This window comes from Mangrovicella endophytica (assembly GCF_002893625.1).
GTDB classification, from domain to species: Bacteria; Pseudomonadota; Alphaproteobacteria; order Rhizobiales; family Rhizobiaceae; genus Mangrovicella; species Mangrovicella endophytica.
On the sequence record NZ_PKMZ01000001.1, the window covers coordinates 327,464 to 339,940 of the forward strand.

Below are 12,477 nucleotides of genomic sequence, written 5' to 3' on the forward strand. Positions count from 1 at the left end.
GCGCTCTTGGCAGTCATGACAACCTCTCGACGCGGGTGCAGTGCCGGGCGCACGATGAGGCCGCCGGCGGGATGGTTTGCAAACCTCTCACAATCGGGGTGAAGACATCGTAAAGCACGGATTTCCTGCGGCCAGTCGCCTCTCTGCCATGCTTGTCTCAGCCATTGGGCTTAACTATGGTGCCGCGGCCAAAGGCGTAAAGCCGTTGTCCTCATGACCATCGTCCGGGATGCTGTTCACGACGCTGCCGGAAGGTCTCGAAACAAGCGCGATCTTTGCCGGGCGAAACGCCGTATGCCGGCCGCAAGGCCGCAGGGAGTGATGTGAAATGTTCAAGGGCTCGATGACCGCGCTGGTCACCCCGTTCACGGAAGGCGGCGCCGTCGACGAGGCCGCGTTTCGCCGCTTCGTCGAGTGGCAGATCAGCGAAGGGACGCACGGCCTCGTCCCGGTCGGTACGACCGGCGAGACCCCGACACTCACGCATGACGAACACAAGCGCGTGGTCGAACTCTGCATCGAGGTCGCCGGTGGCCGCGTTCCGGTGATTGCCGGTGCCGGCTCCAACAACACCGCTGAGGCAATCGATCTTGCGCGCTTCGCGGAGAAGGCCGGCGCCGACGGCGTCCTGGTGGTCACGCCCTATTACAACAAGCCGAGCCAGCGCGGCCTCTATGCTCACTATGCCGCGATCGCCAAGGCCGTCTCGCTGCCGATCATCATCTATAACATCCCGCCGCGCTCGATCATCGACATGCTGCCGGAGACGATGGGGCGGCTTGCCGCCGACTTCTCCAACATTGTCGGCGTGAAGGATGCGACGGCCAAGCTCGACCGGGTCTCGGAACAGCGCATCACCTGCGGCAAGGACTTCATCCAGCTGTCTGGCGAGGATGCCACGGCACTTGGTTTCGCCGCCCAGGGCGGCCATGGCTGCATTTCCGTGACATCCAACGTCGCGCCGCGGCTGTGCTCTGAGTTTCAGACGGCGCTGATGGCCGGCGACTACAAGGCAGCGCTCGACATTCAGGACCGGCTGATGCCGCTGCACAAGGCGCTCTTCGCCGAGCCCAACCCGTCTGGCCCGAAATATGCGCTCTCGCGCCTCGGCCAGATCGGCAACAATCTGCGCTCGCCCATGGTGCCGGTGGAGGCTGCGACGGGAGCGCTGATCGACGATGCGCTGCGTCACGCCGGGCTGCTCAATTGACCTTGCCGTCGCTGATACGCATCTGACGGGATCACGACGACGACGGACGCCCGCACCGGGCGTCCGCAACAGGTGCACGCGCCATGGCCAAGAAGAAACAGCCCACCTCCAACATCGCGGCGGAAAACCGCAAGGCGCGCTTTCACTACGAGATCATCGACACGCTGGAGGCGGGGCTTGCTTTGACCGGCACCGAGATCAAGTCGCTACGCCAAGGCAAGGCGTCGATCGCCGAGTCCTATGCGACGGAAGAGGGGGGCGAGCTCTGGCTGATCAATTCCAACTTGCCGGAATACTTACAGGCCAACCGCTTCAATCATGAGCCGAAGCGTCGCCGCAAGCTGCTGGTCCACAAGACGCAGCTGAACAAGCTGGCCGGCGCCGTACAGCGCGACGGCATGACGCTGGTGCCGCTGAAGATCTACTTCAACGATCGCGGCCGGGCAAAGCTGGAGCTGGCGCTCGCCCGCGGCAAGAACGCCCCGGACAAGCGCGAGGCGCAGAAGGAGCGCGACTGGAACCGCCAGAAGCAGCGCCTGCTGAAGGACCGCGGCTGAGGCTGGCAAGCTCCAAAGGCTGGACAGAGGGGCCGCCAATCCTGCCTGCAGAGCCGCTGGCTGACGCCGCGCTCGGAGACCACGCGGCGCGAACCTCTGGACAGCTTTGACCGCTGACGGCCAGCATTCCTTCTGCAGCACCGACGGGATCGAAGCTGCCGAGATCGACGAGCGGTGTTGCCGCCGCAATACACATGTCACTTTTCTGCATGTTCAGTCGACCGTTCGGTCGACTACGCTTTTCTTTGCTTGAGATCAAGATCAGGATGCCGTGGTTTCGAGTCACGTGCAGGATATCCAATCAGATCACTTAACGGCATGGGGAAAAAGGTATGTGCAGATTTGCATCGTTTACAGCAGCGTTGGCAGGCAGTGTCCTTTGTTCCATCGGGGCGATGGCAGCGGATATGCCAGAGGAAACCGTCGATGCTATGCCATTGGCTCCGGTAACGTCGACATGGGCTGGAGGATATGTTGGCCTGTTTGCCGGCTATGGCTGGAGCGAAGTGGATGTGTCAGAGCCATATTCGGATGATGCTGGCTTCTTCTTCAACGATCCCTACACTGACGACTTTTCACTAGATGCAGATGGGTTCTTTGGCGGCGTCACGGCCGGCTACAACTGGCAGGCCGGCAACATCGTCTTCGGCGTCGAGGGCGAGATCGGCTATCTCGACCTCGATGAGTCCGATGTCGATCCCAACTCGACGGAGATCTACGGCGGGGACACGGTCGCCAGCTTCGACAGCGATCTCTATGGCGCGGTGACGGCGCGCCTCGGCTTTGGAACCGACCGGATCCTCATCTATGGCAAGGGCGGCGTAGCGTTCCTCAACGCCGAGGGATCCATCGTCGACGATTGCGACACCGGAGCGTGCGGTCTCGGGCTGATTGATATGCACGAGGATGAGACACTGACCGGCTGGACCATCGGTGGCGGCCTCGAGGTCCTAGTCTCGGATGCCTGGAGCATCAAGGGCGAGTACATGTACATGGACTTCGGCAACCTCGATCTCGATGGCACCGACAGCTTCGGCAATACCTACGACTCGTCCATGGATGTCGATGTTCATACGGTGAAGCTGGGTCTGAACTACCGGTTCTGATCCTACAGCGCACTGCGGAAGATGTGAGGTTAGCGGGCTCGGACGCGTTCCGGTCCCGCTTTGAGGCCGTAGAGAATCATGGGGAAGGGCTTTCGGATAGATATCCGGCAACGCTCGAGAAGACGTCGACGAACATCGCTTCCGTCAGGCGTCCGGTGTTCGTGTTGTAGCGCGAGCAGTGATAGCTCGAGAACACGCGGAGATCGCCGACGTCGCTGGCGCCGCCATGGCTGAACGGCGCCGCGGACAGCCTGCCGCCCAACGCACGCACCGTGGTCTCATGCGCGATGCGGCCGAGCGTCACGATCGCAGCCAGTTTCGGGAACTGCGCGATCGTCGGCGTGAGGAACTGGCGGCAGGTGTTGATCTCCGCGCCGGTCGGCTTGTTCTCCGGCGGCACGCAGCGAACGCCGTTGGTGACGGCCGTCTCGATCAGTTCCAGCCCGTCATCGGGGCGCGCCGCGAACCGGCCATTGGCAAAGCCGAAGCGGGTGAGCGTGGAATAAAGGAGGTCTCCGGCAAAGTCGCCGGTGAAGGGACGCCCCGTCCGGTTGGCGCCGCGCACGCCGGGGGCGAGGCCGACGACGAGCAGACGCACGGCGTCCGCGCCCTCGGGCGGCAGGAAGCTCGGAACCGGCGCGTTGTGCCAGTCGGGCTCCCGCAGCCGCCATTCCTCACGGAAGGCAACGAGGCGCGGGCACAGCGGACAGTCACCGGAGGGCTCCGCCGCATGGACGGCGGTTACAAGATCGGGCTGCATCGTCGTGGCGGTCGGGACGATCAGTCCTCGTCCTCGTCAGCCGTCTCCTCCACCTCGACGCGTCGCTGCAGGCGTGCCTCGCGCTCGGCGGGATTGCGGCCGATCTCGGCGCGCAGGCTGGCGAGATCGATGAAGTTGTCGGCCTGTCGCCGCAGGTCGTCGGAGATCATCGGCGGCTGGGTCTGCAGCGTCGACACGACCGAGACCTTGCGGCCCTTGCGCTGCAGCGCCTCCACCAGCGAGCGGAAATCGCCGTCGCCGGAAAACAGCACGAAATGGTCGACCGTGTCGGACAGCTCCATGGCATCGATGGCGAGTTCGATGTCCATGTTGCCCTTCACCTTGCGACGGCCGGTCTGGTCGGTGAACTCCTTGGCCGGCTTGGTGACGACCCGGTAGCCGTTGTAGTCGAGCCAATCGATCAGCGGCCGGATGGAGGAATATTCCTGATCCTCGATTAGCGCCGTGTAGTAGTGGGCGCGCAAGAGATAGCCGCGCTTCTGGAAGGCCAGGAGCATCTTCTTGTAGTCGATGTCGAAGCCAAGGCCCCGCGACGTGGCGTAGAGATTGGCTCCATCGATGAAGAGGGCGATCTTTTCGCGCGAATCGAACATCAAAGTCTTTCGTGTCAGGCAAAGTGGATAAGGACGGAGCGCTGAAGCCCCGGAACGATCGTGGCCCTGTGCATGATGCGCTGCACCGCTTAATGGCGGTGGCCTGAATTTAGTCTGTGAGCTGCGCCTTGCCAACTGCCGATGCGCTGCGATGACGCGGGCGAGCATCGGCCGGTCCGCCTTTGCCGGCGGGACGTAAGAGGCCTCGCTGTCTGATCGTGCGAATGCGTCGAAAAGGCTTGACAGAACCCAAGCCCGCCCTTGTGCTGCCGTCGCGGAACCGCTAAGGGAGCGGCTTATCTCTTCGAATTCATGTGTTTGGGAGACAGGCCATGGCCCGCGTCACCGTGGAAGATTGCGTCGATAAGGTCGAGAACCGCTTCGAGCTGGTTCTGCTCGCCAGCCATCGCGCCCGCCAGATCTCGCAGGGACAGCCCATCACCGTTGATCGCGACAACGACAAGAATCCGGTCGTCGCCCTGCGCGAGATCGCCGATGAGACGCTGTCGCCGGGCGATCTGAAGGAAGATCTGATCCACTCGCTGCAGAAGCATGTCGAAGTTGACGAGCCGGAGCCGCAGGCACCCTCCGTTCCCGCGGTGGCTGCAGGCGAGGCGGGGGCGATCGCGTCCGATGCGGACGAGGCCGACGACAACATCGCCTTCGACCGTATGTCGGAAGACGATCTCCTCGCCGGCATCGAAGGACTTATCCCACCGGAAAAGAACGACGATTTTTGATTGTATGGCCCGTCTGCCCTATCGGCGGACGGCGCGGACGACCTATATCGGGAGGGTGCTTCGCGTCAGCGAGGCACCCTTTTTCATTGCGGGTGATCGTATCGATCCATGATGCGGCAGTATGAACTCGTCGAGCGGGTAGCGGCCTACAAGCCCGATCTCGACGAAGGCCTCCTGAATCGCGCCTATGTCTACGCCATGCAGAAGCATGGCTCGCAGATGCGCGCCTCCGGCGATCCGTACTTCTCGCACCCGCTCGAGGTCGCGGCGATCCTCACCGAAATGCATCTCGACGAGGCGACGATTGCCGTCGCGCTGCTGCACGACACGATCGAGGACACCGACGCGACGCGCAAGGAGATCGACCAGATCTTCGGCAGCAAGATCGGCCAGCTCGTCGAAGGCCTGACCAAGCTGAAGCGGCTCGACCTCGTCTCGAAGAAGGCCGAGCAGGCGGAGAACCTGCGCAAGCTCCTCTTGGCGGTCGCCGACGACATCCGCGTTCTCCTCGTCAAGCTCGCCGACCGGCTGCACAACATGCGCACGCTCGGCCACATGCGCGAGGACAAGCGCGCCCGGATCGCGCACGAGACGATGGACATCTATGCGCCGCTCGCCGGGCGCATGGGCATGCAGGGCATGCGTGAGGAGCTGGAGAACCTCGCCTTCCGCCACATCAACCGCGAAGCCTACGACACCATCACCGAGCGTCTCGCCGAGCTGCGCGAGCGCCATGCCGAGACGATCGAGACGATCGAGCGCGATCTCACCGAACGTCTCCACGCCAACGGCATCGAAGCCAAGGTCACCGGCCGGCAGAAGAAACCCTATTCGGTCTTCTCCAAGATGCAGCGCAAGGCGCTGTCGCTGGAGCAGCTTTCCGACATTTTCGGCTTCCGCGTCATCGTCGGCGACGAGGATGCCTGCTACCGGACCCTCGGCATCATCCACCGCACCTGGCCGACGGTGCCAGGGCGCTTCAAGGACTACATCTCGACCCCGAAGCAGAACGATTACCGCTCGATCCACACCACCATCGTCGGCCCGTCGCGCCAGCGTGTCGAGCTGCAGATCCGCACGCAGCAGATGCATGAGATCGCCGACTACGGCATCGCCGCGCACGCCGTCTACAAGGATGGCGGGTTCGATCAGAACAAGCCCGTGGTCCTCTCCAAGGACTCCAACGCCTATGGGTGGCTGCGGCGCACGATCGAACTGCTCGCCGAAGCCGATAACCCGCAGGAGTTCCTGGAGCACACCAAGCTCGAGCTCTTCCAAGATCAGGTCTTCTGCTTCACGCCGAAGGGACGCCTGATCGCGTTGCCGCGCGGCGCGACGCCGATCGACTTCGCCTATGCCGTCCACACCGACATCGGCGATACCTGCGTCGGCTGCAAGGTGAACGGCCGGACCATGCCGCTCGTCACCGAACTGCGCAACGGCGACGAGGTGGAGATCATCCGCGCCAAGGGCGCGACGCCGCCGCAGGCCTGGGAGAGCGTCGCCATCACCGGCAAGGCCCGTTCGGCGATCCGACGCGCCGCGCGTATTTCCATCCGCCGGCAATATTCCGGTCTCGGCCAGCAGATTCTGGAGCGCACCTTCGCGCGGTCCGGCAAGAGCTTCTCGCGCGACGCGCTGAAGCCTCTGATCGGCAAGGTCGGCCACCGCGACATCGAGGACGCTCTGGCGGCGGTCGGGCGCGGCGAACTCTCCTCGCAGGACGTGCTGCGCGCCGTTCATCCGGACTATCAGGATTCTCGGGCGAAACGGGTGCCTGGCCCTGGCGGCGAGAAGGGCTGGTTCAACATCGACACGGCCGCCGGCATGATCTTCCGCGTGCCCGGGCTGGCCACCAACGGCTCGGGCGAGCCGGGCACCGACGCGATCCCGATCCGCGGCGTCGGTGACGATCTGCCGGTGAGGTTCGGGCCGGACGGCGCCGTGCCGGGCGATCGCATCGTCGGCATCCTGGAGCCGGGGAAGGGTATCACCATCTATCCCATCCAGTCGCCCGCGCTGATCGCCTTCGACGACGAGCCGGAGAACTGGGTCGACGTGCGCTGGGATATCGATGCCGGGATGAACACGCGCTTCCCCGCCCGCATCGCGCTTGCCGTGATCAACGAACCGGGAACCCTGGCGGAGGTCGCCGAGACCATCGCGGCCAACGACGTCAACATCCACAACCTGTCGATGACGGCGATGGCGGAAGACTTCACCCGCATGATCGTCGACCTCGAAGTGTGGGATCTCCAGCATCTCAACCGCACGCTCAGCCAGCTGCGCGCCAAGCCCTGCGTATCGGAAGTTTCGCGCATGAACGGCTGAGGGGAGCGAGAGCGGCCGCTGTCGCCAAGCTGAGCCTTCCACCTCTTGAGGAAAGGTTCTAAGGCTCGCCCACCGCATCCGCAGCAGGGCTTTCCATGACCAGCGACGACGTCCTCGCCATCTTCCGCAAGGCCGGAGCCTATCTGGAAGGTCACTTCATCCTCACCTCGGGCCTGCGCAGCCCTGTCTTCCTGCAGAAGGCGCGCGTCTTCATGCATGCGGACCTGACGGAGGAGCTGTGCCGGGCGCTGGCGAAGCGGATCGAGGACGCGCTCGGCACGCGGCCGGATTATGTCGTCGGCCCGGCCGTCGGCGGCCTCATTCCGGCTTACGAGACCTCGCGCCACCTGAAGGTGCCGGCGATCTGGGTCGAGCGCGAAGCGGGCGTCTTCCGCCTCCGCCGCTTCGAGATCGAGCCCGGCGCCAAGATCGTCATCGTCGAGGATATCGTCACCACGGGCCTCTCCATCCGCGAGACGATCGAATGCATGCGCGGTCTCGGCGCCGAAGTGCTGGCGGCCGCCTGCATCATCGACCGTTCGGCCGGAAAAGCCGATGTCGGCGTGCCGCTGATCGCGCTTGCCGAATACGAGGTGCCGGCCTATCCCGCCGACGCTCTGCCGCCGGAGCTCGCCGCCATCCCGCCGGTCAAGCCGGGCAGCCGCTCACTCTGAGGACAGCTGGTTGAAGCCGACCGCGGCGGCGGCGACAAGGATGGCTCGCCAACTAATCCATTGATCGCTCTAGGAGCGCGGGGGCCTGCGGCCCATATCTCGTGCTCCATTGCTTCGCGCCTTCGCGGCGGAGCCAAGCTCAGGGAGACGTGTCGCCGATGTTGTTCAGGCGGCGGGAAAAGCAGGGCTTCGGCGCCCGGATGCGGACGTGGCTCTGGCCGCGCCGCTCCTTTGGCCGGTCCGCGCTGTATCTGAAGAAGCGGGTGCTGCGGCTGCATGCGACGCCGCATGCGATCGCGGCCGGCATGGCTGCGGGCATTTTTTCGTCCTTCACGCCCTTTGTCGGCTTCCACTTCGTCATCGCCTTCGCGATCGCCTTCTGCATCTCGGGCAACATGGCTGCCGCCGCGCTCGGGACGATGATCGGCAACCCCGCGACGTTTCCGCTGATCTGGGCCGCGACCTACGAGGTCGGGCATCTCATCCTGAATGCGCGCCCGGTCGCGGGCGAGACGTCGATCAACCTCGCGGCCGCACTGGCGTCGATGGATTTCTGGGCGGTCTGGACGCCGCTCCTGAAACCGATGCTGGTCGGTGCCCTGCCGATCGGCGGCGCGGCGGCGCTCCTCGTCTACGGCCTCGTCTTCTGGGCTGCGCGGAGCTTCCAGCGCCATCGCTCGCAGCGACTGCTCGCTGACATGCAGCAGCGCCCCCGGACGATCAGAGGCGGATCCATCCCAGAGGAGCACCTGTCATGATCATCGGGCTCGGCAGCGATCTCATCGACATCCGCCGCATCGCCAGGACGCTGGAGCGGCACGGCGACCGCTTCACGAACCGCGTCTTCACGGAAGTGGAGCAGGCAAAATCCGACCGCCGCGCCAATCGCGCCGCGTCCTATGCCAAGCGTTTCGCAGCCAAGGAGGCCTGCTCCAAGGCGCTCGGCACCGGTCTGTCCCAAGGCGTGTTCTGGCGCGACATGGGCGTCGTCAACCTGCCGAGCGGCGCGCCGACCATGCGTCTGACAGGCGGCGCGCTGCGTCGCCTGGAGCAGATCATGCCGGCAGGAATGCAGCCGCGCATCCATGTCACATTGACGGATGATGATCCCTTGGCGCAGGCCTTTGTTATCATCGAGGCGCTGCCGGCCTGAGTTCGGCAGGCGCCACTCTGGCCGCTCGCATTGATCGAGCCCCTCCGAACCGTTAACAAGGCGCCAGCGTCTGCGGCGATCAACGCGCCGAACGCCATTTTACGAGGACATGGCATGGTCGATCAGGCCGAACGCAAGGAAGCCGGCGGCGTCGGCGAGACGATCAAGGTCATCGTCCAGGCGCTTCTGCTGGCGCTGGTGATCCGCACCTTCCTGTTCCAGCCCTTCTCGATTCCGTCGGGATCGATGATGCCGACGCTGCTTGTCGGCGACTACCTCTTCGTCTCCAAGTGGAGCTACGGCTTCAGCAAGTATTCGCTGCCGTTGTCGCCGGACCTCTTCGATGGCCGCATCCTCGGCTCCGAGCCGACGCGCGGAGACGTCGTGGTGTTCCGCAAGCCTGGGCAGGAGGATACCGACTATATCAAGCGGCTGATCGGCCTGCCGGGCGACCGGGTGCAGGTGCAGGACGGCGTCCTCTTCATCAACGGCAAGGCGGTTCCGCGCGAGGCGGCCGGTGAGTTCACCGCCGAGGACGGCACCAAGGTGCCGCAGTTCCGCGAGACGCTGCCGAACGGCGTCAGCTACATCACGCTCGACCTCAACCCCAATTCCACCGGCGACAACACCCGCGAGTTCGTGGTGCCGGACGGGCACTATTTCATGATGGGCGACAACCGCGACAACTCGCTCGATAGCCGCTTCGACGTCGGCTATGTCCCGGCCGAGAACCTCGTCGGCAAGGCGCGGGTGATCTTCTTCTCCATCGAGAACGACACCTCACCGCTGGAAATCTGGCAGTGGCCGAGCGAGATGCGGCCGAGTCGTATCCTGACATGGCTCGGTTGAAGGCCGAGAAGCCGCTCGACGAACTGGCCGAGCGGATCGGCATCGCCATCGCGGAACGCGACCGCGCCCGTTTCGAGCGGGCGCTGACGCATGCGAGCCTAAAGCCCGCGAACGGCGCGTCGACGAGCTATGAGCGCCTGGAGTTTCTCGGCGATCGCGTGCTCGGCCTCGTTGTTGCTGAGAAGCTCTTCGAGATGTTCCCGAAGGCCGACGAGGGTGAATTGTCGCTACGGCTGAATTCACTCGTCAGCGCCGAGACCTGCTCGGAGGTCGCCGACGAGATTGGTCTCCACGCCTATATCCGTCATGGCGGCGACCTGAAGAAGCTGCGCGGCGAGCACACCCGCAACATCCGCGCCGACGTCGTGGAATCGCTGATCGCGGCGATCTATCTCGCCGAGGGGCTGGAGGCGGCGCGTCGATTCGTGCTTCGCTTCTGGAGCGATCGGCTGACGGCGGCCGTGAAGGCGCGGCGCGATCCGAAGACTGCGTTGCAGGAATGGGCGCATTCCCAGTCCAAGACGACGCCGCATTACGAAGTGCTCGACCGCAGCGGCCCGGATCACGATCCGGTCTTCACCGTTCAGGCGGTGGTGGCGGATGTCGAGCCGGCCGAGGGGCGAGGCCGCTCCAAGCGGCTCGCCGAGCAGGAGGCGGCCATGGTGATCCTCGCCCGCGAGGGCGTGTGGAAGGACGAGAGTTGAGCGACGAGACCAATGAAGCGCCGGTGACGGCATCTGTGGCGAAGACCGATGCAGTGGCGCCGGAGAGCGGCGGAACGCGCTCGGGATTCGTCGCCATGCTCGGCGCGCCAAATGCCGGTAAGTCGACGCTCGTCAATCAGCTCGTCGGCACCAAGGTGTCGATCGTCACCCACAAGGTGCAGACGACGCGCGCGCTGGTGCGCGGCATCGCCATCCGCGACAGGACGCAGATCGTCTTCGTCGATACGCCAGGCGTTTTCCAGCCGAAGCGCCGGCTCGATCGCGCCATGGTGCGCACCGCCTGGAGCGGCGCCAAGGACGCCGATCTGGTGCTGGCGATCATCGATGCCGACCGCGGTATTTCCGAGGAGGTCGAGACGATCCTGGAGCGGCTGAAGGAGGTGCGCCAGCCGAAAGTGCTGCTCCTCAACAAGGTCGACCGGATGAAGCGCGAGCGCCTGCTCGGCTTGGCGCAGGAGATCTCCGGGCGCGCCGAGTTCGAGCGGGTGTTCATGATCTCGGCGCTGACCGGCTCCGGCTGCGACGACCTCATGGACTTTCTCGCCGGGCGCCTGCCGGAGGGACCCTGGTACTATCCCGAGGATCAGATCTCCGACCTGCCGCTGCGCCAGCTTTCCGCTGAGATCACCCGCGAGAAGCTGTATCTGCGCCTGCATCAGGAGCTCCCTTACGCCTCCACGGTCGAGACCGAGTTGTGGGAAGCGCGCAAGGACGGCTCGGTGCGCATCGAGCAGACCATCTATGTCGAGCGCGAGAGCCAGAAGCGTATCGTGCTGGGCCACAAGGGCGAGACGATCAAGGCTATCGGGCAGGCGGCGCGCAAGGAGATCGCCGAGGCCGCCGAGCAGCCTGTTCACCTGTTCCTGTTCGTGAAGGTCCGCGAGAACTGGGGCGATGATCCCGAGCGCTATCGCGAGATGGGCCTCGACTTCTCCAAGTAGAGCGCATGGCGTCCGGAGTGTCCGGCGCCGCGCAGTCGCTCTGATCGTAGGCGGGTGCCATCATGGAATGGCGTGAGGAGGCGATTGTCCTCGGTGTGCGCCGGCATGGCGAGACCAGCGTCATCGCCGAGCTGATGACGCGCGATCGCGGCCGTCATCTCGGCCTCGTTCGGGGTGGCCGCTCCCGCAAGCAGCAGCCCGTCCTGCAGCCCGGCAACCAAGTCGACGCGCTCTGGCGCGCCCGTCTCGACGAGCACATGGGAACGCTGGTGCTGGAGCCGGTGGAGCTGCGCGCCGCCCGCCTGATGGAAAGCGGCGTCGGCCTGCACGGCGTCCAGCTTCTCGCCGCGCATCTGCGTCTGCTGCCCGAGCGCGACCCGCATCCGCGGCTCTACGACGGCCTGCGGCTGATCCTCGACCATCTGGAAGACGCGAGCGATGCCGGCGAGCTGATCCTGCGCTTCGAGGTGCTGCTGCTGGAGGAGCTCGGCTTCGGGCTCGATCTCGACCGCTGCGCGGCGACGGGCACGCGCGAGGACCTCGTCTATGTCTCGCCGAAAAGCGGGCGGGCGGTCAGCCGGGACGCTGGCGCGCCGTGGCATGACAAGCTGCTGGCGCTGCCGGCCTTCCTGAGAGCCTCCGACCAGCGGGCGGCGGGATCCGAGCTGGAGGAGGGGTTCGCTCTCACCGGCTTCTTTCTGCGCCGCCATGTCTATGAGCCGCGCGGCCTGGAGGAATCCTCATCCCGCAATGCGATCCTGACGGCGATCCGCAGGCTTGCCGCGCTGCCAGCCGTCGAGGAGCCCTGAGGCTTCCC

Annotated in this window: 14 protein-coding genes; 12 read left to right on the top strand and 2 right to left on the bottom strand. The window is 64.9% G+C overall.

Features of this window, described 5'->3' with window-relative positions:
- Window positions 1–328 precede the first annotated feature (328 nt).
- The 3 genes from dapA to C0R46_RS01495 all read left to right on the top strand — a co-directional run bounded on the left by dapA (window position 329) and on the right by C0R46_RS01495 (window position 2,873).
- The gene (dapA, locus tag C0R46_RS01485; protein WP_102957809.1) at window positions 329–1,210 is read left to right on the top strand and encodes a 4-hydroxy-tetrahydrodipicolinate synthase; all 882 of its coding nucleotides are present in this window, start codon (window positions 329–331) and stop codon (window positions 1,208–1,210) included.
- 83 nt (window positions 1,211–1,293) lie between these two features.
- Complete coding sequence (gene smpB / locus C0R46_RS01490; RefSeq protein WP_102957810.1) at window positions 1,294–1,767, top strand: SsrA-binding protein SmpB; 474 nt, start codon at window positions 1,294–1,296, stop codon at window positions 1,765–1,767.
- A 431-nt stretch (window positions 1,768–2,198) separates the two neighbouring features.
- Complete coding sequence (locus C0R46_RS01495; protein ID WP_245413421.1) at window positions 2,199–2,873, top strand: outer membrane protein; 675 nt, start codon at window positions 2,199–2,201, stop codon at window positions 2,871–2,873.
- A 76-nt stretch (window positions 2,874–2,949) separates the two neighbouring features.
- Here C0R46_RS01495 and C0R46_RS01500 read toward each other — a convergent pair whose 3' ends face one another.
- Together C0R46_RS01500 and C0R46_RS01505 are read right to left on the bottom strand one after the other, a co-directional pair.
- Window positions 2,950–3,633, bottom strand: coding sequence for a uracil-DNA glycosylase (locus C0R46_RS01500; RefSeq protein WP_102957812.1), 684 nt, complete (start codon window positions 3,631–3,633; stop codon window positions 2,950–2,952).
- Window positions 3,634–3,653: 20 nt separating this feature from the next.
- Window positions 3,654–4,247 (bottom strand): LabA-like NYN domain-containing protein, encoded by a 594-nt coding sequence (locus C0R46_RS01505; RefSeq protein WP_102957813.1) that lies wholly within the window; start codon window positions 4,245–4,247, stop codon window positions 3,654–3,656.
- 332 nt (window positions 4,248–4,579) lie between these two features.
- On the opposite strand from C0R46_RS01505, the gene rpoZ reads away from it, so the two are divergent.
- The 9 genes from rpoZ (at window position 4,580) to recO (ending at window position 12,469) form a co-directional block, all read left to right on the top strand.
- Window positions 4,580–4,987 carry a DNA-directed RNA polymerase subunit omega gene (gene rpoZ / locus C0R46_RS01510; RefSeq protein ID WP_102957814.1) on the top strand — a complete coding sequence of 136 codons (408 nt, stop codon included), beginning with the start codon at window positions 4,580–4,582 and terminating at the stop codon, window positions 4,985–4,987.
- Window positions 4,988–5,095: 108 nt separating this feature from the next.
- On the top strand, window positions 5,096–7,318 hold the full coding sequence (locus C0R46_RS01515) for a RelA/SpoT family protein (RefSeq protein ID WP_102957815.1): 2,223 nt from the start codon (window positions 5,096–5,098) through the stop codon (window positions 7,316–7,318).
- 95 nt (window positions 7,319–7,413) lie between these two features.
- On the top strand, window positions 7,414–7,992 hold the full coding sequence (gene pyrE / locus C0R46_RS01520) for an orotate phosphoribosyltransferase (protein WP_102957816.1): 579 nt from the start codon (window positions 7,414–7,416) through the stop codon (window positions 7,990–7,992).
- Between the two features lie 158 nt (window positions 7,993–8,150).
- Entirely contained in the window at window positions 8,151–8,750 is a 600-nt protein-coding gene (locus C0R46_RS01525; RefSeq protein ID WP_102957817.1) for a DUF2062 domain-containing protein, read from the top strand.
- On the top strand, window positions 8,747–9,145 hold the full coding sequence (gene acpS / locus C0R46_RS01530; protein ID WP_102957818.1) for a holo-ACP synthase: 399 nt from the start codon (window positions 8,747–8,749) through the stop codon (window positions 9,143–9,145). The genes C0R46_RS01525 and acpS overlap by 4 nt, the downstream gene beginning before the upstream one ends.
- 114 nt (window positions 9,146–9,259) lie before the next feature.
- Complete coding sequence (gene lepB / locus C0R46_RS01535; RefSeq protein WP_102957819.1) at window positions 9,260–9,994, top strand: signal peptidase I; 735 nt, start codon at window positions 9,260–9,262, stop codon at window positions 9,992–9,994.
- Window positions 9,982–10,698 (top strand): ribonuclease III, encoded by a 717-nt coding sequence (gene rnc / locus C0R46_RS01540; protein ID WP_102957820.1) that lies wholly within the window; start codon window positions 9,982–9,984, stop codon window positions 10,696–10,698. The genes lepB and rnc overlap by 13 nt, the downstream gene beginning before the upstream one ends.
- Window positions 10,699–10,733: 35 nt before the next feature.
- Window positions 10,734–11,660 carry a GTPase Era gene (gene era / locus C0R46_RS01545; protein ID WP_280953001.1) on the top strand — a complete coding sequence of 309 codons (927 nt, stop codon included), beginning with the start codon at window positions 10,734–10,736 and terminating at the stop codon, window positions 11,658–11,660.
- Window positions 11,661–11,722: 62 nt separating this feature from the next.
- Window positions 11,723–12,469: a DNA repair protein RecO gene (gene recO, locus C0R46_RS01550; protein WP_102957821.1), complete on the top strand. Its 747-nt coding sequence runs from the start codon at window positions 11,723–11,725 to the stop codon at window positions 12,467–12,469.
- The last annotated feature ends 8 nt before the right edge of the window (window positions 12,470–12,477 follow it).